The sequence below is a fragment of the Gelidibacter sp. genome, assembly GCF_053579655.1.
The window spans coordinates 41,118-64,926 of the sequence record NZ_JBMDWE010000015.1 but is presented as its reverse complement, the minus strand read 5'-3'; the positions used below and the strand labels follow the sequence as shown (position 1 = coordinate 64,926).

At 38.0% G+C, this 23,809-nt stretch carries 17 protein-coding genes; 4 read left to right on the top strand and 13 right to left on the bottom strand.

Features of this window, described 5'->3' with window-relative positions:
• Positions 1–33: 33 nt before the first annotated feature.
• The 3 genes from ACOH2D_RS09475 to ACOH2D_RS09465 all read right to left on the bottom strand — a co-directional run bounded on the left by ACOH2D_RS09475 (position 34) and on the right by ACOH2D_RS09465 (position 4,183).
• The gene (locus tag ACOH2D_RS09475; protein WP_449535067.1) at positions 34–1,227 is read right to left on the bottom strand and encodes an acetyl-CoA C-acyltransferase; all 1,194 of its coding nucleotides are present in this window, start codon (positions 1,225–1,227) and stop codon (positions 34–36) included.
• A gap of 105 nt (positions 1,228–1,332) precedes the next feature.
• Complete coding sequence (locus ACOH2D_RS09470) at positions 1,333–3,726, bottom strand: 3-hydroxyacyl-CoA dehydrogenase/enoyl-CoA hydratase family protein (protein WP_449535066.1); 2,394 nt, start codon at positions 3,724–3,726, stop codon at positions 1,333–1,335.
• Between the two features lie 4 nt (positions 3,727–3,730).
• A complete protein-coding gene (locus ACOH2D_RS09465; protein ID WP_449535065.1) occupies positions 3,731–4,183 on the bottom strand; it encodes a MarR family winged helix-turn-helix transcriptional regulator in 453 nt (150 codons plus the stop codon).
• A 185-nt stretch (positions 4,184–4,368) separates the two neighbouring features.
• Here ACOH2D_RS09465 and ACOH2D_RS09460 point away from each other — a divergent pair, with 185 nt between their 5' ends.
• The gene (locus ACOH2D_RS09460) at positions 4,369–6,303 is read left to right on the top strand and encodes an LTA synthase family protein (RefSeq protein WP_449535064.1); all 1,935 of its coding nucleotides are present in this window, start codon (positions 4,369–4,371) and stop codon (positions 6,301–6,303) included.
• Positions 6,304–6,333: 30 nt separating this feature from the next.
• Here the strand turns inward: ACOH2D_RS09460 and ACOH2D_RS09455 are convergent, their stop codons facing one another.
• The 3 genes from ACOH2D_RS09455 to ACOH2D_RS09445 all read right to left on the bottom strand — a co-directional run bounded on the left by ACOH2D_RS09455 (position 6,334) and on the right by ACOH2D_RS09445 (position 13,428).
• A complete protein-coding gene (locus ACOH2D_RS09455) occupies positions 6,334–8,106 on the bottom strand; it encodes an AMP-dependent synthetase/ligase (RefSeq protein WP_449535063.1) in 1,773 nt (590 codons plus the stop codon).
• A gap of 121 nt (positions 8,107–8,227) precedes the next feature.
• Positions 8,228–11,974, bottom strand: coding sequence for a phosphoribosylformylglycinamidine synthase (gene purL / locus ACOH2D_RS09450; protein WP_449535062.1), 3,747 nt, complete (start codon positions 11,972–11,974; stop codon positions 8,228–8,230).
• Between the two features lie 242 nt (positions 11,975–12,216).
• The gene (locus tag ACOH2D_RS09445) at positions 12,217–13,428 is read right to left on the bottom strand and encodes an RsmB/NOP family class I SAM-dependent RNA methyltransferase (protein ID WP_348036255.1); all 1,212 of its coding nucleotides are present in this window, start codon (positions 13,426–13,428) and stop codon (positions 12,217–12,219) included.
• A gap of 157 nt (positions 13,429–13,585) precedes the next feature.
• Between ACOH2D_RS09445 and ACOH2D_RS09440 the strand changes: the two genes are divergently transcribed.
• Positions 13,586–14,632: a WD40/YVTN/BNR-like repeat-containing protein gene (locus tag ACOH2D_RS09440; RefSeq protein WP_348036257.1), complete on the top strand. Its 1,047-nt coding sequence runs from the start codon at positions 13,586–13,588 to the stop codon at positions 14,630–14,632.
• 81 nt (positions 14,633–14,713) lie between these two features.
• Here ACOH2D_RS09440 and ACOH2D_RS09435 read toward each other — a convergent pair whose 3' ends face one another.
• The 7 genes from ACOH2D_RS09435 to ACOH2D_RS09405 form a co-directional block, all read right to left on the bottom strand.
• The gene (locus ACOH2D_RS09435) at positions 14,714–15,157 is read right to left on the bottom strand and encodes a sensor of ECF-type sigma factor (protein ID WP_348036258.1); all 444 of its coding nucleotides are present in this window, start codon (positions 15,155–15,157) and stop codon (positions 14,714–14,716) included.
• Positions 15,154–15,666: a hypothetical protein gene (locus ACOH2D_RS09430; RefSeq protein WP_348036259.1), complete on the bottom strand. Its 513-nt coding sequence runs from the start codon at positions 15,664–15,666 to the stop codon at positions 15,154–15,156. Before ACOH2D_RS09430 ends, ACOH2D_RS09435 begins: the two co-directional genes overlap by 4 nt.
• Positions 15,667–15,789: 123 nt before the next feature.
• Entirely contained in the window at positions 15,790–16,332 is a 543-nt protein-coding gene (locus ACOH2D_RS09425) for an RNA polymerase sigma factor (protein WP_348036260.1), read from the bottom strand.
• Positions 16,333–16,709: 377 nt separating this feature from the next.
• On the bottom strand, positions 16,710–18,536 hold the full coding sequence (locus tag ACOH2D_RS09420) for an ABC transporter ATP-binding protein (protein WP_348036261.1): 1,827 nt from the start codon (positions 18,534–18,536) through the stop codon (positions 16,710–16,712).
• A complete protein-coding gene (locus ACOH2D_RS09415; protein ID WP_449535061.1) occupies positions 18,537–20,264 on the bottom strand; it encodes a phospho-sugar mutase in 1,728 nt (575 codons plus the stop codon).
• 80 nt (positions 20,265–20,344) lie between these two features.
• Positions 20,345–21,292 carry a glycosyltransferase family 2 protein gene (locus ACOH2D_RS09410; protein WP_449535060.1) on the bottom strand — a complete coding sequence of 316 codons (948 nt, stop codon included), beginning with the start codon at positions 21,290–21,292 and terminating at the stop codon, positions 20,345–20,347.
• A 56-nt stretch (positions 21,293–21,348) separates the two neighbouring features.
• Positions 21,349–21,864: a DUF4199 domain-containing protein gene (locus ACOH2D_RS09405; protein ID WP_449535059.1), complete on the bottom strand. Its 516-nt coding sequence runs from the start codon at positions 21,862–21,864 to the stop codon at positions 21,349–21,351.
• A gap of 239 nt (positions 21,865–22,103) precedes the next feature.
• Here ACOH2D_RS09405 and ACOH2D_RS09400 point away from each other — a divergent pair, with 239 nt between their 5' ends.
• Both ACOH2D_RS09400 and ACOH2D_RS09395 read left to right on the top strand, forming a co-directional pair.
• Complete coding sequence (locus ACOH2D_RS09400; RefSeq protein ID WP_449535058.1) at positions 22,104–22,355, top strand: type B 50S ribosomal protein L31; 252 nt, start codon at positions 22,104–22,106, stop codon at positions 22,353–22,355.
• 217 nt (positions 22,356–22,572) lie between these two features.
• Positions 22,573–23,748, top strand: coding sequence for a GlmU family protein (locus tag ACOH2D_RS09395; protein ID WP_449535057.1), 1,176 nt, complete (start codon positions 22,573–22,575; stop codon positions 23,746–23,748).
• The last annotated feature ends 61 nt before the right edge of the window (positions 23,749–23,809 follow it).

Genomic DNA, 23,809 nt, shown 5'->3' with positions numbered 1-23,809 from the left:
CTTTGTTCTTGATACTCATGTCTTTGTTCTTATTTATTTCAAAAATTCAAATATCCCACAAGCGCCTTGGCCTGTTCCAACGCACATGGTCACTGCTCCATATTTTCCTTGCATATCACGTTTGCGCATTTCATCAAATAACTGCACGGATAGTTTTGCACCTGTACAGCCCAATGGATGTCCTAATGCAATGGCTCCACCGTTTACGTTTACAATATCTGGATTTAAGCCTAATTCTCGAATTACAGCTAAGGATTGCGATGCAAAGGCTTCGTTGAGTTCAATCAATGATAAATCGTCTTGTTTTAATCCGGCTTGTTTTAAAGCTTTCGGAATTGCTTTTACTGGACCAATGCCCATAATACGAGGTTCTACACCAACAGCGGCATAATTGACCAAGCGTGCAATTGGTTCTAAATTGAGTTCCTTTACCATTTCTTCACTCATGATCATTACAAACGCAGCACCATCACTCATTTGCGAGGAATTTCCTGCAGTCACGCTTCCATTGGCAGCAAATACGGGACGCAATTTTGCTAAAGCAGCTAAATTTGTACCTGCTCTTGGACCTTCATCCTTGGTAACCGTATAAGATCGGGTTGCTTTTTTGCCGTTGGCATCGACATAAGTTTCATCAACGGTTATCGGTACAATCTGATCTTGAAAACGATTCTCAGCTTGTGCTCTTAAAGCTTTCATATGGGATTGATAAGCGAACTCATCTTGGTCTTCTCGAGAAATATGAAATTGGTTGGCAACCGCTTCTGCAGTATTACCCATTCCCCAATAATAATTTTCATGACCTGATTTGACGATGTCATAATTTAATTCTGGTTTGAAACCTGTCATTGGTACCGAACTCATGCTTTCTGCACCTCCTGCAATAATGCAATCGGCCATTCCAGCTTGGATTTTTGCGGTTGCCATGGCAATAGTTTCAATTCCCGAGGAACAAAAACGATTGACGGTAACGCCAGGAACATCGACACTATCTAATCCAATTAAGGAGATAAAACGCGCGAAATTTAATCCTTGAGAACCTTCAGGCATGGCATTGCCAACCATCACGTCATCAATTCGTTTGACATCGAGGTTTGGCAATTGTTTCATCATGTATTGGATGGTCTCAGCACCCAATTCGTCGGCTCTTTTAAACCGGAACACGCCTTTTGGTGCTTTCCCAACTGCGGTTCTGTATGCTTTTACTATGTAAGCTTGTTTGCTCATAATTTATTGTTTTGTGAATAAGATAAGAGAACATAGAATAGAGAAAAAAAGAATTAAATCGTTCGATTGTTACTTTAGCAGACTCTCTTTGCTCTTCTCTTTTTTCTAATTTCTTAAAGGTTTCCCAGTCTTCAACATATGCTGAATCCTTTCCAAAGTTTTACGTTCTGTACAAAGACTCAAAAACGCTTCACGTTCTAAATCCAATAAGTATTGCTCATTGACTAAGGTTGGTTCTGATAAATCGCCGCCGGCCATCACGTAAGCTAGTTTATTAGCTATTTTTTTATCGTGATCGCTAATGTATTTGCTGTCTTCCATGGCGTCTGTTCCTACCATGAACATCCCTAACGCTTGTTTACCTAGTACTTTAATGTCGGTACGTTTGACAGGTTGTGTATAACCCGCATCAGCCATCAATTGCGCATGTGCTTTTGCCGTGGCTAATTGTCGGTCTTTATTGACTACAACCACGTCTTTTCCTTTTTGAAGAATACCCAAATCAAAAGCTTCATAAGCCGAAGTAGATACTTTAGCCATAGCAACCGTTAAGAAGTATTCTTGAAGAATGTTGAGCTCCACGTCGCCTTTTCTAAAGAGATCTTGAGCACGGAGCGCCATTTCTTTAGAACCGCCACCGCCGGGAATTACACCAACACCAAACTCTACAAGTCCGATATAGGTTTCTGCAGCAGCAACAACTTTATCAGCGTGCATGGACAATTCGCAACCACCCCCAAGCGCCATTCCGTGGGGTGCAGCAACGGTTGGGATTGCCGAATAACGCATACGCATCATCGTGTCTTGGAAATATTTGATAGCCATATTAAGCTCATCATATTCCTGTTCGGCAGCCATCATGAAAATCATGCCGATATTTGCACCTACAGAGAAGTTCGCGGCTTGATTACCAATGACCAATCCTGCGAAATCTTTTTCGGCTAAATCGATGGCTTTGTTTAAACCCGCAAGCACATCGCCGCCAATGGTGTTCATTTTAGATTGGAACTCGCAATTTAAAATGCCGTCTCCTAAATCCTCAATAACAACACCTGAGTTTTTGAAAACCTCTTTCGATTTTCGGATGTTGTCCAAAATGATAAAGGCGTCTTGTCCTGGTACTTTTTCTTGTTTTTTAGATGGAATGTCATAAAAGAACGTATTCCCTTCTTTAATGGTATAGAAAGACTTGCTTCCAGATGCGAGCATCTCCTTAACCCAGGTCGCAGGTTCTAGGCCTTCGGCTTTCATTAATTCTATTCCTTTTTCAACACCAATGGCATCCCAAATTTGGAACGGCCCATGTTCCCAACCAAAACCAGCTTTCATGGCGTCATCTATTTTGTAAAGGTCGTCCGTAATTTCTGGAATTCTGTTGGCAACGTAAGCAAACATGGCTGCAAAATTCTTTCTGTAGAACTCTCCTGCTTTATCTTTTCCTGAGACTAAAATCGGAAAGCGATCGATCACTTTATCAACCGTCTTTGTCAATTCTAAAGTTGCAAAACGTGCCGATTTTTTATCTCTATATTGAAGAGTATTTAAATCTAAGGTTCTAATATCACTGCCTTCTTTTTTGTAGAATCCTTGGCCGGTTTTACTTCCAAACCATTTGTTTTCTACCATCGTGTTGATGAAATCAGGAAGTTTAAAAAGCTCGTGCGCTTCATCATCAGGGCAGTTTTCATAAATACCATTGGCCACATGAACCAAGGTGTCCAAACCAACTACGTCGACCGTTCTAAAAGTTGCCGACTTAGGACGACCGATCACAGGCCCCGTCAATTTGTCAACTTCTTCAACCGTCAAATCCATTTCCTTCACTTGATGGAAAAGACTTTGAATACCGAAAATTCCGATGCGGTTTCCTATAAATGCAGGCGTGTCCTTAGCAATAACAGAGGTTTTTCCTAAGAATTTTTCGCCGTAATTATTCAAGAAATCCAAAACATCTTGAGACGTTTTAGGTCCAGGAATGATTTCAAATAATTTTAAGTAACGCGCCGGGTTAAAAAAGTGCGTGCCGCAGAAATGCTTTTGAAAATCTTCACTTCGGCCTTCGCTCATAAAATGAATAGGAATTCCTGAAGTGTTCGATGTAATCAGTGTACCTGGCGTTCTGTGTTTTTCAAGTTTTTCAAACACCTGTTTTTTAATGTCCAAGCGTTCTACCACAACTTCCATAATCCAATCCACATCTTTAACCTTTGCAATGTCATCTTCAAGATTACCAGTCGTAATTCTGCTTGCAAAAGATTGGTCGTAAATAGGAGAGGGCCTTGATTTCAGAGAGGTAGTCAAGGAGTCATTGACAATTCTGTTTCTAACGGCTTTATCCTCTAAAGTCAATCCTTTAGCTTTTTCAGCATCATTCAATTCTCTTGGAATAATATCAAGAAGTAATACGTCAACGCCAATATTGGCAAAATGACATGCAATACCGCTTCCCATAATTCCAGAGCCTATAATGGCTACTTTTTTTATTCTACGTTTGCTCATATTATTATAAACTATTTTCTTTTTGATTGTATATATTTTTGTTGGAAATCATATTATTGATCTTTTCAGCAACTTCATAAAAAGCTTTCAGTTGTTCTTCTGTAACGTTTTTGCGAATGGCCTCATTAAAAGTCAGTACTTTTTCTTTAGAATACGCACGTTTTTTCTTTCCAAAATCGGTCAGAAAAATCAAAACCCCACGTCCGTCTTCAGGATTTGGTCGACGTTCAATCAATCCTCGGGCTTCCATCATTTTTAGAGTTCTGGATAAGCTCGTGGCTTCCATGCCCATTTTAGGTCCCATAGAGGTGGATGGCGTGCCTTTTTCCGGATCAATGCTCAGTAGCGCGAAACCTGTAGCCATGGTGCTGTCAAACTTGGAGGCTTCTTCGTTGTACATTTTAGCAACCGCTAACCAAGTGGTTCTAAGGACGTAATCAATGGTTTTATCTTTCATTGTAATTCATAAGGATTCCAAATATACAAAAACTTATTATGCACGCATAGTATATAGCAGTTATTTATCAGTGCTATTTTAAGAGGCCATTTTTGTTGAAAAGTTGCTATTAGGAGTGTCAATTCTGAATTGGTTTGAGCGTTATTCGTACTTTTGCAGTTATACTAACATTACATTTGTTCTACATGAAGTTGTTCTTTAGAAAGCAGGAATATTTAATTTTACTCTACCGTCTGTTTTTAGCCTATATCTTTTATTTTATTGCTCGATTTTTGTTCTTTCTATACAATTATGGAGTATTGGAAGTTCATTCTGTAAGTGATTTTTTTAAACTGTCATATTATGGATTGGCTTTTGATACGGCGGCGATCTTATATGTTAATGGTCTTTTTATTTTGTTGTCGATTGTCCCACTTCGGGTAACGACGGCTTCATGGTATCGAAAACTGTTGTTTTACGTCTATTTTATTACCAACCTGATTGCTTACGCACTCAATTATGCTGATTTTATTTATTACAAATTCAATTTTGCACGAACGACATTGTCGGTTTTGGATGTGTTGGAGAATGAAGCCAATAAAACAGCCATGTTCTTTAGGTTTATGTTAAGTTATTGGCACGTGTATTTTTTGTTCATTGTGGTGATTATTCTTTGGATTTACTTATACAAACGTGTTAAACTAACACCTTCCAAACAGCGACTTTCTAATGGGGTATATTACTTATCTTCTATAATAGGTTTTATCGTCATTGGGCTTCTAATTGTTGGAGGCATCAGAGGCGGGGATTTTAAGAAAAGCACACGACCTATTAATTTAGTAGATGCGAGTAGGCATGTAAAAAAAATGGAACAGGCCGATTTGGTTCTGAATACTACATTTGCTTTTATAAGAACATTTAATACTAAAAGCTTTAAAAAAGTAGCGTATAATATTTCTGATGAAGAGATTCAATTCTACATAAAACCGATTAAAGAGTACCATGCCAACCCACCTACAAAACCTAATATTGTTGTGATCATTACCGAAAGTATGGGTAGGGAATATATTGGTGCATTTAATAAAGACATGGGGATTGAAAATTACGTGAGCTACACGCCATTTTTAGATTCGTTAGCGCAGCACAGTCTTATTTTTCCGAATGCTTTTGCGAATGGAAGCAAATCTATTCATGGGATGTCTTCTGTTTTGGCAGGGATACCATCTTTTGCCGACGCATTTACCTCTTCCAGTTATTCTAATCAGGATATTCAGAGTTTGGTTTCGGTTTTAAATGATTTGGATTATGACACCTCATTTTTTCATGGCGCTCCCAACGGATCGATGGGCTTTTTAGGTTTTAGTAATATTCTGGGCTTTGATTATTATTATGGGATGGAAGAATATGGCAATGACGACGATTTTGATGGGAGTTGGGGAATTTGGGATGAGCCTTTTTTACAATTTATGAAATCGACTTTGGATGAAAAGAAACAACCTTTTTTCAGCACGGTTTTTACGGTATCTTCTCATGAGCCCTTCAAAATTCCTGAAAAATACAAGAATAAATTCCCGAAAGGACATGTTCCAATGCATCAGCCTGTGGGATATACGGATTACGCCTTTAAGCAGTTTTTTGAAGCCGCTAAAAAGGAGCCTTGGTTTGATAATACCATATTCGTGATTACTGCCGATCATCCTAATCAAGTGTATTACGATGAGTATAATAAAGTGATTAATAGACGTGCCATACCAATCATGTTCTATAAATCAGATGGTAGTTTGGTTGGAACAGATACCGATTTGGCGCAACAAATTGATATTTATCCCACTTTATTAGATGTGATAGGCTATGATCAACCGTTTAGAAGTTGGGGTAGGAGTTTAGTTGCAAAAGATGATGTAGCGCCTTTTGCAATTAATTATAATGCGGCACAATACCATATGTTGCGTGGAAATTACATCTGCACTTTCGATGGAAAAGTGGCCACAGGATTTTATGACATTAATGATAAAAGCCTTGAAAATAATTTGATTGCCCATAAAACTCCTGAAATGGAGGCCACAGAAATAGCGTGTAAGGCATTTTTGCAAGATTATTTTGAGCGGATTGTGGACAAGAAACTGGGTAAGCAAAAATAAAAAAGAGCTTCAATTTGAAGCTCTTTTTGTTTACGGTCTATAGATCTTTTCAATAAGATTCTTATACATTTCTTTGATAACCTTACGTTTCATTTTCATGGTTGGTGTCAAATGGCCACCTTCAATAGTCCAAATATCTGGGGTCAATTCAAATTTCTTGATTTGTTCCCATTTTCCGAAATGTTCATTGGCCTTGTCTATTTCTTTTTGGATGCGGTCCAATACAATTGGCGAACTTTCAATGGAATCATTATCTAATTTGATATCCAGGTTTTTATGTTTGATCCAATCTTTGATGAATTCAAAATCAGGTTGAATCAATGCTGCTGGCATTTTCTCACCTTCACCAATCACCATAATCTGTTCAATAAAACGCGATTGCTTTAATTCGTTTTCTATAAGGGATGGTGCCACATATTTGCCTCCCGACGTTTTGAACATTTCTTTTTTACGATCCGTAATCTTTAAAAAACCGTCCGCATCAATTTCTCCAATATCTCCCGTATGGAAATAATCGCCAGACATTACTTCTTTTGTTTTTTCAGGTTCTTTAAAATAGCCCAACATGACATTCGGACCTTTTACAAGAATTTCGCCATCTTCAGCGATTTTCACATCAACATTGTCAATGACGCGGCCAACCGTACCGACTCTAAATCCACCATTGCGCGCATCATTTACAGATATTACCGGAGAGGTTTCGGTTAAGCCGTAACCTTCCATAATAGGCATCATTGCAGCAGCGAAAGTCCGTGTAAGTCGCGGTTGTAAAGCGGCACTTCCAGAAACCATTAAATCCAAATGACCGCCAAGACCTTCTTTCCATTTACTGAAAACAAGTTTTCTGGCCAATTTAAGTTGGGTTTCATACCACCATCCGTTGGCGCCATAAGGTTCATATTTAAGACCTAATTCGATGGACCAAAAGAACAATTTTTTCTTGATGCCGGTCAATTCGCTGCCCTTGGCAACAATTTTATCATATACTTTTTCATAAAGTCGTGGCACTGCCGTCATGACGTTTGGTTTGACTTCCAGCAGATTTGCGCTCATCTTTTCAATGGATTCTGCAAAATAAATTTCCACGCCACAATATTGATACAGATATAAGATCATGCGTTCAAAAACATGGCAAACTGGAAGGAAGCTTAAAGCTTTGGACTTTCCGTTTTCAAAAGGTACACGCTTTTGACTATCGAGCACGTTGGAGACTAGGTTTTTGTGCGACAGCATCACGCCTTTAGGTTGCCCTGTAGTACCGGAAGTATAAATTAAAGTTGCTAAGTCATCTGGTTTTACAGCCGCCATTCGCGCTTCTACCTCATGTTGATTGCTCTCATCTTTTCCTAATTCGAGAACTTCTTTCCAGCTTTTGGCACCTGCAATAGCGTCAAAAGTGTACACTTCTTTAAGTTTGGTGTTGGCTTTTATAGCGTTTACTTTAGCTAAAACTTCTTCGTCCGAAACAAAACATAATATAGATTCTGAGTGGTTAAGGATATATTCATAATCGTCCTCAGAAATGGTTGGATAGATGGGTGTGTTTTGAGCACCAATTTGTAAAATGCCGATATCCATAACGTTCCATTCGGTTCTGTTATTGGTGGAAATTACCGCTATTTTGTCGTTTGGTTGGATGCCTAAACGCAACAAACCACGGCTAATAGTATTGGCTTGATTGATATATTCTTGAGTTGAAATAGGTTGCCACTTACCTTCATATTTTGTAACGAACGCTTTATCAAGATTATAATGTTTCAATTGATATCTTGGGATATCAAAAAGTTTGGTGATTTCTGTCATCGGATATATGAAGTTTAGTCTGTGCAAAGTATGAAATTAAATAGGATTTTCAAATACGGACCAAAAAAAAGGGGTTTTTAGTAATAAAAACCCCTTTTCGATATTAATTTCAATAATTGTTTTATTGTTTTTCAATCCATTTTCGAGCATTAACAAAAGCTTCCAACCACGGCGAAACTTCGTCTTTTCTGCCTTCTGGATAGTGTGCCCAGTTCCATTGGAACGTAGAACGCTCAATATGTGGCATGGTCACTAAATGTCTTCCGGTTTTATCAGACATCATCGCGGTGTTGAAATCGGAGCCATTTGGATTTGCTGGATACGCATCATAGGCATATTTGGCAACAATGTTATACTGGTCTTCTGAAAGCGGTAAATTGAATTTCCCTTCACCATGTGAAATCCAAACCCCTAAAGTGCTTCCTGCTAAGCTGGATAACATGACGGAGTTATTTTCTTGAATCGTTACCGTAGTAAAGCCACTTTCGTGTTTTTTAGAATTGTTATGGAGCAACTTTCCATGGCTTTCATGATCTGGATTAACCAACTCCAATTCCATCCAGAGTTGTGCGCCATTACATATTCCTACGGACAGGGTATCTTCTCTTTTAAAGAAATTCTTTAATGCCGTATTAGCTTTTTCATTATACAAAAATGCACCCGCCCATCCTTTTGCAGAGCCTAAAACATCAGAGTTAGAGAAACCGCCGACGGCTCCGATAAACTGAATATCCTCTAAAGTTTCACGTCCAGAAATCAAGTCGGTCATATGAACGTCTTTGACCTCAAATCCTGCGAGATGCATGGCATTTGCCATTTCGCGTTCAGAGTTGGAGCCTTTTTCTCTTAAAATGGCTGCCTTTGGTCGCGTAGGGTCAAGTCGTGTAGGGTCAAGTTGCGACTTGACCGTACCTAGTAAATCATCTAGTTTTCCTGTGAAATGTTCTGGGAATTTAAAATGTAACGGTTGGATTTTATAATTGTCAAAACGATGTTTCGCCAGGCCGTTTGCTGTTTGTTTTTGATCAAGTAGATATGAGGTTTTATACCACATATCTCTCAATTTTGAAACCGTCATCGTAAACACGTCGCTTCCATTAATGATACTTAGGAAATCGCCTTCAACAACATGTCCGATCTTGAAAAACTCTACATTGGCCTCAGTAAGAACTTTTTCTGCGGAAGCGTCAGTCGTTTGAAAAACAATCCCTGCGTTTTCGGCAAATAGAATTTTAAACGAATCTTTTTCACCTAAATCACTAAGATCCAATTCAGCGCCCAGATTGTTATCGGCAAAACACATTTCTAATAAGGTCGTGATCAATCCGCCAGAAGCCACATCATGTCCTGCAACAATTTTGCTGTCCTTGATGAGTTTTTGAATGGTATTGAAAACGGTTTTAACGTAAGCAGCTTCTTTTACATTCGGTGCTTCATTTCCGATTTTATTAACAATTTGCGCGAACGAGCTGCCTCCTAATTTAAAATCGTCTTGCGAAATATTAATATAGTAGATATTTCCTGAATTTCTTTTCAAAACAGGCTCAACCACCTTGGTAATGTCGCTACAGTTTGCTGCTGCAGAAATGATCACCGTTCCTGGAGAAATAACGTCTCCGTTTGGATATTTTTGCTTCATTGAAAGCGAATCTTTTCCTGTTGGAACGTTGATTCCTAAATCAATTGTAAAATCAGAAACTGCTTTAACAGCGGCATAAAGTCGGGCATCTTCTCCCTCGTTTTTACAAGGCCACATCCAGTTTGCTGAAAGTGAAACACTTTTAAGATCGTCTTTCAATGGTGCCCACATAATGTTGGTCAAGGCTTCGGTAATGCCGTTTCTACTGCCTGCAACAGGATCGATTAAGCCAGCAATAGGCGAGTGGCCAATGGAGGTGGCGACGCCTTCTTTTCCTCTATAATCCAAGGCCATTACAGCTACGTTATTGAGCGGTAATTGTAAGGGGCCGGCACATTGTTGTTTGGCTACTTTACCTCCCACACAACGGTCTACTTTATTGGTTAACCAATCTTTAGAAGCCACCGCTTCCAATTGTAATAATTGGTCTAAATAATCGTAGAAGGCTTCTTTTTTATAAGTAACAGGATCATAGTTTCTGATGACGGTGTTATCCGTCATGATTGTTTTTGGAGAGCTTCCAAACATGTCATCCATTCCCAAGTCCATTGGTTTATGTCCTGTGGTTTGAGATTCAAAAGTAAACCGATTGTTTCCGGTAACATCACCCACAGTGTACATTGGCGCACGCTCGCGGTCGGCTATTTTTTGAAGTATTTCCAAATGTTTTTCAGCAATGACCAAGCCCATACGTTCTTGAGATTCATTGCCAATAATTTCTTTTGCCGATAATGTAGGGTCGCCAACCGGTAATTTATCTAAATCGATTAGTCCGCCAGTGTCTTCCACCAATTCACTTAAACAATTTAAATGACCTCCAGCACCATGATCATGAATGGAAACGATAAAATTCTCTTCGCTTTCGACCATTCCACGAACTGCGTTGGCGGCACGTTTTTGCATTTCTGGATTGGAACGTTGTACGGCATTTAATTCGATACCTGTAGAAAATTCGCCGGTATCTGCCGATGAAACTGCAGCACCACCCATTCCAATACGGTAGTTCTCGCCACCAAGGATGACGACTTTATCGCCAATTTTAGGAATGTCTTTTAGCGCTTGATCTGCTTTCGCATAACCAATACCACCAGCTTGCATGATCACTTTATCATAGCCTAGCTTCCGAGCGTGTGCTGAGCTTGCTTGCCCTGAGTCTTGTCGAAGGGTCGAAGCATCTTGATGTTCGTCATGTTCAAAAGTCAATACAGACCCGCAAATTAGAGGTTGGCCAAATTTGTTACCAAAGTCTGAGGCGCCATTCGATGCTTTTATAAGAATGTCCATTGGGGTTTGGTATAACCAAGGGCGTGCTTCCATTTTTTGTTCCCAAGGACGGTCTTTTTCCAATCGGGAATACGACGTCATATAAACTGCGGTTCCTGCTAATGGCAAAGATCCTTTTCCACCAGCAAGTCGGTCTCTGATTTCTCCACCAGCACCTGTAGCAGCACCGTTAAAAGGCTCAACCGTGGTTGGGAAATTATGAGTTTCTGCTTTTAACGAAATGACCGATTCATAATCCGTAGTTTGATAAAAATCAGGCTTATCGGCGGTTTTTGGGGCAAATTGTTCAACGATTGGACCTTTTATAAAGGCAACGTTGTCCTTGTATGCAGAAACAATAGTGTTAGGGTTTTCACTGGAAGTGTCACGAATCATCTTGAAAAGTGACTTTTCCTTTTCTTCGCCATCAATAACAAAAGTGCCATTAAAAATTTTATGACGACAGTGTTCACTATTGACCTGTGAAAATCCGAAAACTTCAGAATCGGTTAGTTTTCTGCCTATATTTTTTGAGATACCTTCTAAATATTCGATTTCTTCGTCATTTAAGGACAATCCTTCTTGTTGATTATAGGCAGAAATATCCTCGATATGTTGAATCGCTTCCGGTTGAATATGAATCGTAAACGCCTCTTGATCGATACCATGATACTTTTCAGAAATCATCGGGTCAAAGTCCTTAAAGTCTTCAGAAACGGCTTGAAATTCTTCAATACGGATTATCCCCGTAATTCCCATATTCTGCGTAATTTCAACAGCATTCGTACTCCAAGGCGTAATCATGGCGGCCCGCGGACCTACAAAAAAAGCATCGAGAGATGCTTGTTCTATTTTAGGTTGATTGCCAAATAACCACACCAATTTATCGATGGTTTCTGTGGATAATTCTTTTGTTGCTTGAACAGCAAATACTTCACTGTTTTGGTTTCCGAAGAAATGAATCATTATGTCTTAGTTTATGCCCGAACCTTCGCTCAGACAGTTTGTGTTTTGAAAATGCAAAATTAGTCTTTTTAAAGGATAATTTTTCATAATAAATCATAAAAAAAAGCGACTTGTATAAGCCGCTTTCTTGTGAAATTATGAGTGTTTTGTTTGATCAATCTTTTTGTGAGCAAACTATTTATTGATTTTAAGCTTACCAAAATACCTTAGAATTAACTTGGAAATTTTAGTTTGTTATAGCTTTATTTTTTCTGTAAACGGGCCATATAAAAACCATCAAAACCAGATTTAGAAGACAACACCTTTTCGTCTTTTACCAACGTAAAATCTTTGCCGTTTTCTGAAGCTAAAAACGTTTTCACTTGATCTTGGTTTTCAGAAGGTAAAATAGAACAGGTGGCATAGACCAATTGTCCGCCAGATTTGACCATTCTTGAATATTGTTGCAAGATTTCCTGTTGGGTTATCTTGATTTTATCAATAAATTCGGGTTGTAGTTTCCATTTCGCATCCGGATTTCTGCGAAGAACGCCTAATCCAGAACAAGGCGCATCAATCAAAACGCGATCGGCTTTGTCATACAGTTTTTTGATGACTTTAGTCGAATCGATTGTTCTTGTTTCTACATTAAAAACACCGTTACGTTTCGCTCTTCGTTTAAGTTCGTTGAGCTTGTTTTCATAAATATCCATGGCAATCACTTGCCCTTTATTTTCCATTAAAGTAGCAATATGTAATGCTTTTCCGCCAGCACCAGCACAGGCATCTACCACGCGCATTCCTGGTTCAACATTTAAAAACCTTGCGACCAATTGTGAAGACGCATCCTGAACTTCAAAATGGCCATCTTTAAAAGCGTCGGTTTGAAATACGTTGGCGCGCTCTTTTAATTTTAAGGCGTCGGGATAGTTGGCTATAAATTCAGTTTCAATGTCCAAGTCAAACAACACCGCCTGTAAAGCTTCTTTGGTTGTTTTTAAGGTGTTGACTCTTAAGATGACATCGGCTTGTTCATTGAGAGCCGTTATTTCTTTGCTCCAAACGTCTTTGCCTAATTCTTTCTCGCCCAACTCATCCATCCAATCTGGAATAGATTCCTTAAACTTCCTGATTTTGGAAAGTTCATCAAATCTTCCTTTGATTTTTCGGGTCGGCGTGCTTTCAAAATAGGACCAATCTGGGAGTTTGATGCCTTTTAAGGTGGCCCAAACCGCAAACATTCTCCAAATATTATCTCTATCAAAAGGTTCTTTCACTTCAGCGATTTCAGCATAAAGGCGCTTCCATCTTACAATATCGTATGTGGTTTCTGCAACAAAGGCACGATCTCGCGCGCCCCAACGTTTGTCGCGTTTTAATAATTGTTGAATGACTTTGTCAGCATATTGATCTTCATTAAAAATGAGCATTAATCCATCAATAACTGCAAAACATAGATTTCTGTGTAATCTCATTTTTTAAGTTTTTTTGTTGTTTGTCGTTAAGTTGTGCGACTGCAAGTTTTATTATAAAAATTGCGACTGCAAAGCTACGTTAAAATGCCACGAATGCGAGACAATTTTGTTTTTTTTAAAGGTAAATCAAGTATCTTTCCCCAAAAAATATATGAAGATGAGAATTTTGATCCCTCTATTTTTGTTTGCAGCGATTGTGTCCTGTAAACATAAAGAAGAAAATGCTAAAAATAAAATCGCCTCCGTTGCGATTGAAGAGATTTACACCGATAGCGTGTTAAGCATCAGGGCGATTGATGTGGCCTCCGATAAAAGTATTGCATTTGCAGCCAATGACGGCGTCTTCGGATTATACAATCCACAAACGGAGCAGTGGATCACAGCGCAGCAAGATTACGACACTTTGAATTTGCAGTTTAGAGCAGTAGCACGAACTATCAATGACTTTTTTATGATAAGTGTTGAGAACCCTGCCTTATTATTTAAGACAGGAGAAAACGGCGCCATGGAAGTGGTTTATAAAGAAGAAAGCGATAAAGTGTTTTATGATGCCATGCGTTTTTGGAATTCCCAAGAAGGTATTGCTATTGGCGATCCAACAGAAGATTGTTTGAGTATCATTATTACACGGGATGGTGGGCACACATGGCATAAGTTGCCTTGCAGTCTCCTACCAAAAATTAAGGAAGGTGAAGCTGCTTTTGCCGCGAGTAATTCCAATATTGCCATTGTTGGAAATAAGGCTTGGGTAGCGACTGGAGGTATGACAAGTCGGATTTTATTTTCTGATGATAAAGGCAAAACATGGCAAATTTTTGACACGCCAATGATTCATGGTAAAGCCACTACAGGCATTTATTCCATTGATTTTTATGATGAAAACAACGGATTTGCAATCGGTGGCGATTACACGAAACCTGACGAAACGAAGGCAAATAAGATGAGAACTTCAGATGGCGGAAAGACTTGGCAATTGGTAGCAGATGGCGTAGAGCCAGGATATAGAAGTTGTGTGCAGTATGTTCCAAATAGCAACGGAAAGGAATTGGTGGCTGTTGGGGAAAAAGGAATTGACTATTCTTCTGATTCGGGCAACACCTGGAAGCATTTAAGCGATGAGGGTTTTCATACCATTCGGTTTTTGAATGATAGTGTGGCTTATGCAGCAGGGCAGGGCAGGATAGCGAAATTGGAATTCCAATAATTCATCAAAAATCCAATAAAAAAAATCCCAAATTCCAATGTCGTATTGGAATTTGGGATTTTTTAATTTAAGGAATTGTCCTTAAGGTTTCTTCTTAACGTCGTTATGACGTTTTTTGTATTCTTCAAGCATTTTTACATTAAACTCATCTTCAGCGATTCTCAACTTAATGATTTTCTGTGCAGGCATCACTTTTAATAGACTTTCTATATATTCGATTCGCGTGTTTTGGCGCTCTTTTTCTAAAGTGATCAGGTCATTTAATATGGCCTTAGCACTGGCTTCGCTCATATCTTCTGAAATTTGTTGCTGCTTTGTATAGCCCGTTCTTCGTTGCGCATCTTTTTTGCTTTCATAAGCATTATAGATCGGCCAGAATTTTTGAGCTTCCGCTTCAGTCAAGGCCAAACGTTCTGAGATAAAGGCTACTTTGAGTGCTTTAATTTTTTCTCGTTTATCAGAGTTTTGTGAAAATGACGACCAAGACATTAAGCTCACAAATAAAATAAGTGCTATTTTTTTCATTTTCTAATTATTAAATCTTCAATAGAAGCATTATCAAGCAGATAATTTTCCAAGGATTCATCTGTAAACGTGTTCGTAACGAAATTATCCAGTACTAAATCCTCGTCATTTAAAAAAGAGGCGATATCATAAATGTTCAAGTTTTGGCCATTCAGATACTCTTCAATGGAAGCTGTCTCAATTTTGTTTATTGAGACATCATTCTGAGATTTTGTAAAAACCGTCAATAACAATATTAATGAGGCGGCAATGCCTGAAATATAAGCAGCATTTCGCCAAGATCCCATTTTTATGACTTTTGGAGAGGCATCATCTTTAAGACGCTTTTGTAGTTTGTCATCAAAGTTCTCAAAATAGTTGTCAGGAACTTTGTAGCCGGAATTTGAAATGGGCGCCAACTCCTTTTGAACTTCTATTTTCTTAAACAAGCGTTGGTCAAAGGCAGCAAAATATTCATCAGGAGTTTTGAACCCTGATTCCTTAATATTATGTAAGTGACTTTTTTTCATGTGCTTATTTCTAGTGTTTTTTAACGGACACATGCCGTTCGCCTTTAATCTTTTCCTAAGGTTTCAAAATCTTTAACATGCTCGTTTCATGCTATTACTAGGACTTAATATTTCTCAAAAGGTTTAATGAGAGGTCAGAAACTCCTCAATTTTTTTTACTGCAATATGATAGGAAGCTTTTAATGCTCCTTCACTAGTTTCCAAAATCTCCGACATTTCTGAATATTTGATGTCGTCAAAATACCGCATATTGAAAACCAACTTCTGTTTTTCGGGTAAAGTGGCTATGGCCTTTTGTAATTTTAACTGAATCTCGTCGCCTTCAAAATAAACATCGGCTTGAAGATTGTCTATGGTTTGTTGCTGTAATTCTTCGCTCGTGATACTTTGTAGTTGGGCATTTCTTTTAAGGTGCGTGAGGGCTTCATTGGTTGCAATACGATACATCCATGAATACAGTTTGCTTTCACCTTTAAACTTATGAATATTATTATAGATTTTGATGAAGGTGTTTTGCAATACATCATCAGTGTCGTCATGCGAGGTCACAATTTTTCGAATATGCCAATACAGCCGTTCTTTGTAGAGCTTAAGCAATTCCTTAAAAGCGGATTCTTTTGTTTTCTCGGAGGTTAATCTTAAAATGAGTTCGTCGTCGTGATGCACAAAAGTTTTTTTTAATAAGACTGCTGAAGATATAAAAAGTTTAATGCAATAATTATGAAAATCAAGTTTTAATTAATAGACTGGTAATTAATAACTTGCGCAACAAATAATCGTTTAAGCGCATTTATTATCGATGAATAACATTTTTTTCTTGTTTGGTATTATAAAATGTAATATGTTTGCATCAACCTAACCTACTATGATAGTCAATGTGCCCTAAGCATTGGCGGTAAAAAGAAAAGGATGCGCATTGGTAGTGGCATCCTTTTTTTTATTAGTGAAACTCTGGTTTTAAAATGAGCGAAGCAACATTTAAAAACAGATAGTTGAACTAATCCCGCTTTTTAGCGGAATCGCAATTCCAGTATTTCCTAAGCCTACTCGAAACTCTGCATATCCACCAGCATTTTATATACTCCATTTTTTTCGATGAGTTCATTGTGTTTGCCTTGTTCAACAATTTCTCCTTTTTGCATGACCACAATTTCATCCGCATTTTGAATGGTTGATAATCGATGCGCAATGACAATAGAGGTTCTGTTGCGCATCATATTTTCGAGAGCAGATTGTACCAAACGCTCACTTTCTGTATCTAAAGCCGAAGTGGCTTCATCCAGAATCATGATCGGAGGGTTTTTTAGAACGGCTCTGGCAATGCTCAAACGTTGCTTTTGACCACCGGACAATTTATTTCCAGAGTCGCCAATGTTTGAGTTTATCCCATTTGGAAGGTCTTTCACAAATTCCCAAGCGTTGGCAATTTTTAAGGCTTCAATCACTTCTTCATCGGTGGCATTTTGCTTCCCAATTTTAAGATTATTGCTAATCGTGTCGTTAAACAGAATGGAATCTTGGGATACGACACCCAGCATCCCTCTTAAGGATGATTTTGATAAATTTTTGATATCTACCCCATCAATTGTAATGATACCTTCGTTAACATCATAAAATCGGGTAATGAGATTGGCGATGGTACTTTTTCCACTTCCTGATTGTCCAACCAATGCAACCGTTTTGCCTTTAGGAACATTCAGATTGAAATTTTTGAGCACCAAGTCATTCTCATATTTAAAGGAGATGTTGTTTACGGAAATATTCGATTCAAAAGTGTCTTTTAGTACTGGGTTTTCGATTTCTTTAATTGTGTTTTCAGAGTCCAAGAACTCCAAAATACGTTCGGCAGCACCATTTCCTTTTTTAACACCATAACTTGCTTTGGCGATAGCCTTGGCAGGTGTGAGAATATTATAGGCCAATGAAATATAGCCTATAAAGAAACTCGGATCCATGGAATTATCGATAAATACCAAATAACCACCATAAACCAACAGAATTCCAATCACGACAATTCCTAAAACTTCGCTCATAGGAGACGCCAGATTCTGACGATTCAAGAGGGTATTGGAATATTTGTAATAGCGCTCGTTGGAATCTTCAAATTTCTTGGCAAATACTTTCTCAACATCAAAAGCTTTGATGATTCGCAGGCCTGACATCGTTTCTTCAAGGATGGATAAAAAGACACCTTGTTCCTGTTGGACTTTTAAAGATCCTTTTTTGAGTGATTTTCCAATTTTTGAAATGATAAAGCCTGAAATCGGAATGAAAATAAAAACAAACAAGGTCAATTTGACACTTAGGATGAGCATCGCAATCAATGAAAACAAAATCGTCAAAGGTTCTCTGACAATCATTTCCAAGACGGCCAAGAACGAGTTTTTTACTTCATCCACGTCACTGCTCACACGAGAGATGGTGTCGCCCTTTGTTTTTTCAGAATAAAAGGCGAGTGGTAAAGTAACTATTTTATCGAACATAACATTTCTGATGTCTTTTAGAACACCGTTTCTTAAAAATGTGATGTAATACATTCCCAGATAATTAAAGAGATTTTTAAGTAAAAAGATACTAATGATCACTGAAACCATTAGCATGAGGACTTTAAAATCGCCATAAATCTCAATCCTATCGACTACAAAAAAGTTAAGGGAATCTTCCACAAAACTTTTAATACTTCCTAGGCCTTCAAATTTAGGTTTAGCAACAACTACGCGTTGATCACTGAAAATAACCTTGAAAATGGGAATTAGAGCAAGAAAAGAAAGCGTGCTAAAAAGCGCGTAAAGGATGTTGAAAAAAATGTTGAGATAAGCATATTTTTTATACGGAATAATAAACCGATAGAACTTTTTTAAATACTCCATTTAACTCAATTTCATGTCTTTTAAGATGGCGGCAATTTTTTGCTGCAGTTGGGCATCCACTGTTGGATAGTCTTTTGTTGATGACAAAGGCGCATTAACGCTCATGTAAAATTTTATTTTAGGTTCGGTTCCGCTTGGTCTCAACGCTATTTTACTGCCATCTGCAGTATAATAAATAAGCACATTCGATTTTGGAATATTAATGGCTTCATCTTTATTAGTGATAAAGTTTCTTGCTATTGAAAGTTCGTAATCCTCAATTCGTGTTACTTTAGAACCGTTAATTTCTTTAAGCGGATTTTCTCTGGCGTCGATCATCATTTGATTGATTTCTTGAGCTCCTTCCATGCCTTTTTTGGTTATGGCGACTAAGTGTTCTTTGTAAAGACCGTGGGATACGTATAATTCCAAAAGTGTTTCATAAAACGAACTGCCATCGGCTTTAGCCTGTGCTGCAATTTCGCAAGCTAGAAGGGTAGAGGTAACCGCATCTTTATCACGAACAAAATCACCGACCATAAAACCAAAGCTTTCTTCGCCACCACCAATAAAGTCGAGTTCAGGAAAATCCTTGATCATTTTGGCAATCCATTTAAATCCGGTCAAGCCTTCTTTATATTCTACATCATATGATTTTACCAATACTTCCACCATAGGTGTTGAAACGATAGTAGAACCCACAAATTCGTTACCATCAAGTTTGCCTTGCTTTTTCCATTGCTTTAAGAGGAAATCGGTCATGACTAGCATGGTTTGGTTACCATTGAGCAGAATTAATTTACCGTCTAAATCTCTAACGGCAACACCTAAACGGTCGCAGTCAGGATCTGTTCCAATCACAATATCGGCATTCACTTTATCGGCTAATTCCAAAGCCATTTTTAAAGCTTCTGGCTCTTCTGGATTAGGCGACTTTACGGTTGGGAAATCGCCATCTGGTGCTTCTTGTTCTTTTACAAGATGGACATTGTTATAACCTGCACGTTTCAGCGTTTCAGGAACAGTTGTAATCGACGTACCATGAAGTGAGGTAAACACCACATTTAAACCGTCTTTTGCTTGCTGACTTGTGAAATTTCCATTTTTTACTGAAGCGTTAATAAACGCATCATCCACTTCTTTGCCTATAATCTTGATAAATTTGTCTTTAGCTTCAAATTTAATTTCAGAATAATCCAGACTGTTAATTTCGTCAACAATAGCGGCATCTTGAGGTGGTACCAATTGTCCGCCGTCTTGCCAATACACTTTATAGCCATTGTATTCTGGAGGATTATGTGATGCAGTCAAAACAATTCCGCAGTGGCAATTTAAATGTCTGACGGAAAAGGAAAGTTCAGGAGTGGTGCGTAAATCTTCAAATAAATAAACTTGAATGTCATTTGCTGAAAACACATCGGCCACAACCTTTGCCAAAGTTTTGCTGTTATGACGACAATCATAAGCAATTACTACTTTAGGGGTTTCATTTGGGAATTGCTCGTGCAAATAATTGCTCAGGCCTTGCGTGTTTCTTCCGAGCGTATATTTGTTGATACGGTTGGTGCCAACGCCCATAACACCGCGCATGCCACCAGTTCCAAACTCTAAATCCTTATAAAATCCTTCTTGGATTTCTTTAGGATGAAAGGCGATACCATCCTTAATTTCATCTTGTGTTTCTTTATCAAAAGTTGGCGTTAACCAAGTGTTTATACGTTCTAAAATTTTTGGATCAATGTAGATCATAGCGATGCGATTATGATTAATATTACAAAAATAGGCAATTAAGCAAATGTTAATTGATTAACGGCTATTAATTTGATGGATTAGAAGTTCAATTCCTCATTAATGAGATATCGTTTTTTGTCATCTTTGGTGCGTAAAATAATTTCGCCCAAAAAGCCAGCAATAAAGAACTGGGTCCCAATAATCATTGTGGATAAAGCCATATAAAATTGCGGACGTTCTGTGATGAGTCGTCCACTGGTATTAAAAAAGAGTTTGTCGAGGCCCAAATAGAGTGTGAAACCAAAGCCAATCATGAACATGATCACACCTAAGGCGCCAAAAAGATGCATTGGTCGTCGGCCAAAACGCGAAATAAACCAAATGGTCAATAAATCGAGAAATCCATGGACAAAGCGGTCCATACCGAATTTGGTGCTGCCATATTTTCGAGCTTGATGAAGTACTATTTTTTCGCCAATATTAGAAAAACCTGCATTTTTGGCCAACACCGGAATATAGCGGTGCATTTCGCCATGGACATCAATGTTTTTGACCACATTGCGGTTGTAGGCTTTAAGGCCGCAGTTAAAATCATTCAAGGTTACGCCCGAGGTTTTTCGAGCAGCCCAATTGAATAGTTTGGAAGGCAAGTTTTTGGAAATCACGGAGTCATAGCGTTTTTTCTTCCAACCTGAAACCAAATCATAGTGATCTTTGACAATCATATTATAAAGCTCAGGGATTTCTTCAGGATTGTCTTGCAAATCGGCGTCCATAGTAATGACCACATCGCCTTGTGATTTTTCAAATCCGGCGTGAAGTGCTTGTGATTTGCCGAAATTCCTGAAAAAACGGATGCCTTTTACGTTACTGTCCTTTTGAGACAATTGCTCTATCACGTTCCAGGAATCATCGGTACTGCCATCATCAATAAAAATGATTTCATATGAAAAATGATTGGATCGCATAACTTTTGCAATCCAATCATATAGTTCAGGTAACGATTCTTTTTCGTTGAGTAGCGGTATGACTACTGATATGTTCATTGATTTGTTTTCAAAATGTAATGTTTCAAAAGTAATACAATTACTTCAAAGCAGTTTTATTCTTTTTTCATGATCAATCCACCGATAAGTGAATAAATAAGACCAAAAAGAGAACTCATAGCAATCCAGAAAGCACTTGCAATGGCAGGATTCATAAACATTTCTACAAATTTCATACCAGATGCTACCATTTCTTCGGTCATATCAGGGTTTTGTTCAAGCATGTTATCTCTGGCAACGTCCATCATTTGATTCATAAAGTCAGGATCAATGATATAATTAAATAGTAAAGAATAAATTACATAAACAATGGCACTAATGACGCCAATCAAAACGCCAACTTTTAGAGCCTCACTTAAACTTAGGAGATTGGCATTTCTTTTCTTATATTGCGAAATAGCATAAAAGATGACAATTGCGAAAATGAGGTAAAAAATTGCCATTGGCCACTGGGCGCCCTCTAAGGCTAAACCCGTAACATAAGTGATTACGTTAATAATTACTACAACGAGACCTAAGATCACGCCGTAATTGATTGCAAATTTACCTGGAGTAAGTTTTTCTGTTTCCATTTTATTTGGTTTAATTTAGTTGATATATGAGGTTAGTAAGCAAATATAGAAAAACGTTACAAATAATTTCTGCGAAGCCAGGAATCTTGTCTTTATATCCTGTGATTTATACCTTCTCAACTGACGTATGAAATCATTCTGTTGAAGAAATCAAAAAATTAAACCAAATGTATTGCACAATAGGAAAAATTACTTAAATTTGCACTTCCAAAAATTGAACGATATTAAAGTATTTAGAGATGAAAAAAGGTATACATCCAGAGAATTATAGACTAGTAGCATTTAAAGACATGTCAAACGAAGACGTGTTTTTAACTAAATCTACAGCTAATACAAACGAAACAATCGACGTTGATGGTGTTGAGTATCCACTTATTAAGATGGAGATTTCAAGATCGTCACACCCGTTTTACACTGGTAAATCTAAATTGATAGATACTGCTGGTCGTATTGATAAATTCAAGAGCAAATACGCTAAATTCCAAAAGTAATTTAGTAATCATTATAACAAAAGCCTGTAGAAATTTTCTGCAGGCTTTTTTGTTTTGTATAAATAACTTATTTTTGAGCCTTGAGATTTTATGCAATCGAAATAGTTGTTATTAAAGCGCTAATTTTTATAGGTTTATATGTTGAAGTTTATTCTCTTAAATCTGAAATTTAGCGGTTGTAATATTTATTCCTGAGCACTCATCCAACTTATAATATATGAACTACATTCTTTTTGATGGTCCTTTTAGGGATAATCTATTGCCATTTACCTACACGCGACCAGTTGCTGATATTAGAATAGGCATATTGACCATTCGCGAAAAATGGGAAATGCATTTGGGTTCAACTACTACAACAGTTACTGAAGACTATTTGTCAGATAAGTATCCTATGGTGGAAATGGACGAAAATGTAATGATCAATGCTTCTTATCTCCCGAATGATGAGTTGGTGGCGTTGGTTAGTGATTTAAAGGAAAATCAAGCTATTTTCAAAGATGAAGATGTTATTGCATTTTTTACCAAAGACGCTCAGGAAGATATCGATTTTAATGCTTTTGATGCTATTGAATATGATGGTCAAGTCATCAAAGTCGAACATACTTGGGATATATTTTCTAAAAACGGAGAAGCCATACAAGAGGATTTTGATTTGGTTACAAGAGGAAGGATTTCACAACCTATTTCGTCAACCAACAATGTATTGGGCGCGCATAACGTGTTTTTGGAGGAAGGTGCTTCAATGGAATTTGCAACCCTTAATGCCGATTTAGGTCCGATTTATATTGGTAAGGATTCTGTAATCATGGAAGGCGCCTTGATAAGAGGACCGTTTGCCATTTGTGAGCATTCGGCGGTTAAAATGGGTGCTAAAGTTTATGGTCCTACAACGGTTGGGCCTTATTGTACGATTGGAGGCGAAGTTAAAAACGCCGTGCTTTTTGCCCATAGTAATAAAGGTCATGAAGGTTACTTGGGGAATGCCGTGATAGGCGAATGGTGTAATATGGGCGCAGATACCAATTGCTCAAATTTAAAGAACAATTATGCTGAAGTACGCATTTGGGATTATACTACCGAAAGTTTTGCAAGAACTGGCTTGCAATTTTGCGGCATCATGATGGGCGATCATAGCAAATGCGGAATCAATACGATGTTTAATACCGCAACTGTGGTTGGTGTAAGTGCCAATATTTTTGGAAGTGGTTTTCCGCGGACTTTTATACCAAGTTTTAGTTGGGGAGGCGCAGCGGGTTTGACGACTTACTTAACTAAAAAAGCATTTGAAGTTGCTGAAGTGGTTATGGCCAGACGTCAATTGGAGTTAACCGATGTAGACAAAGCGATATTGGAGCACGTGTTTGAACTTTCTAAAAAATTCAGAAGGGATTAAATCGATCCCTTTTGAGGTGAGGTATTATGAGAGGTCATCCAAGAGATCGGGAAGTCTTTTT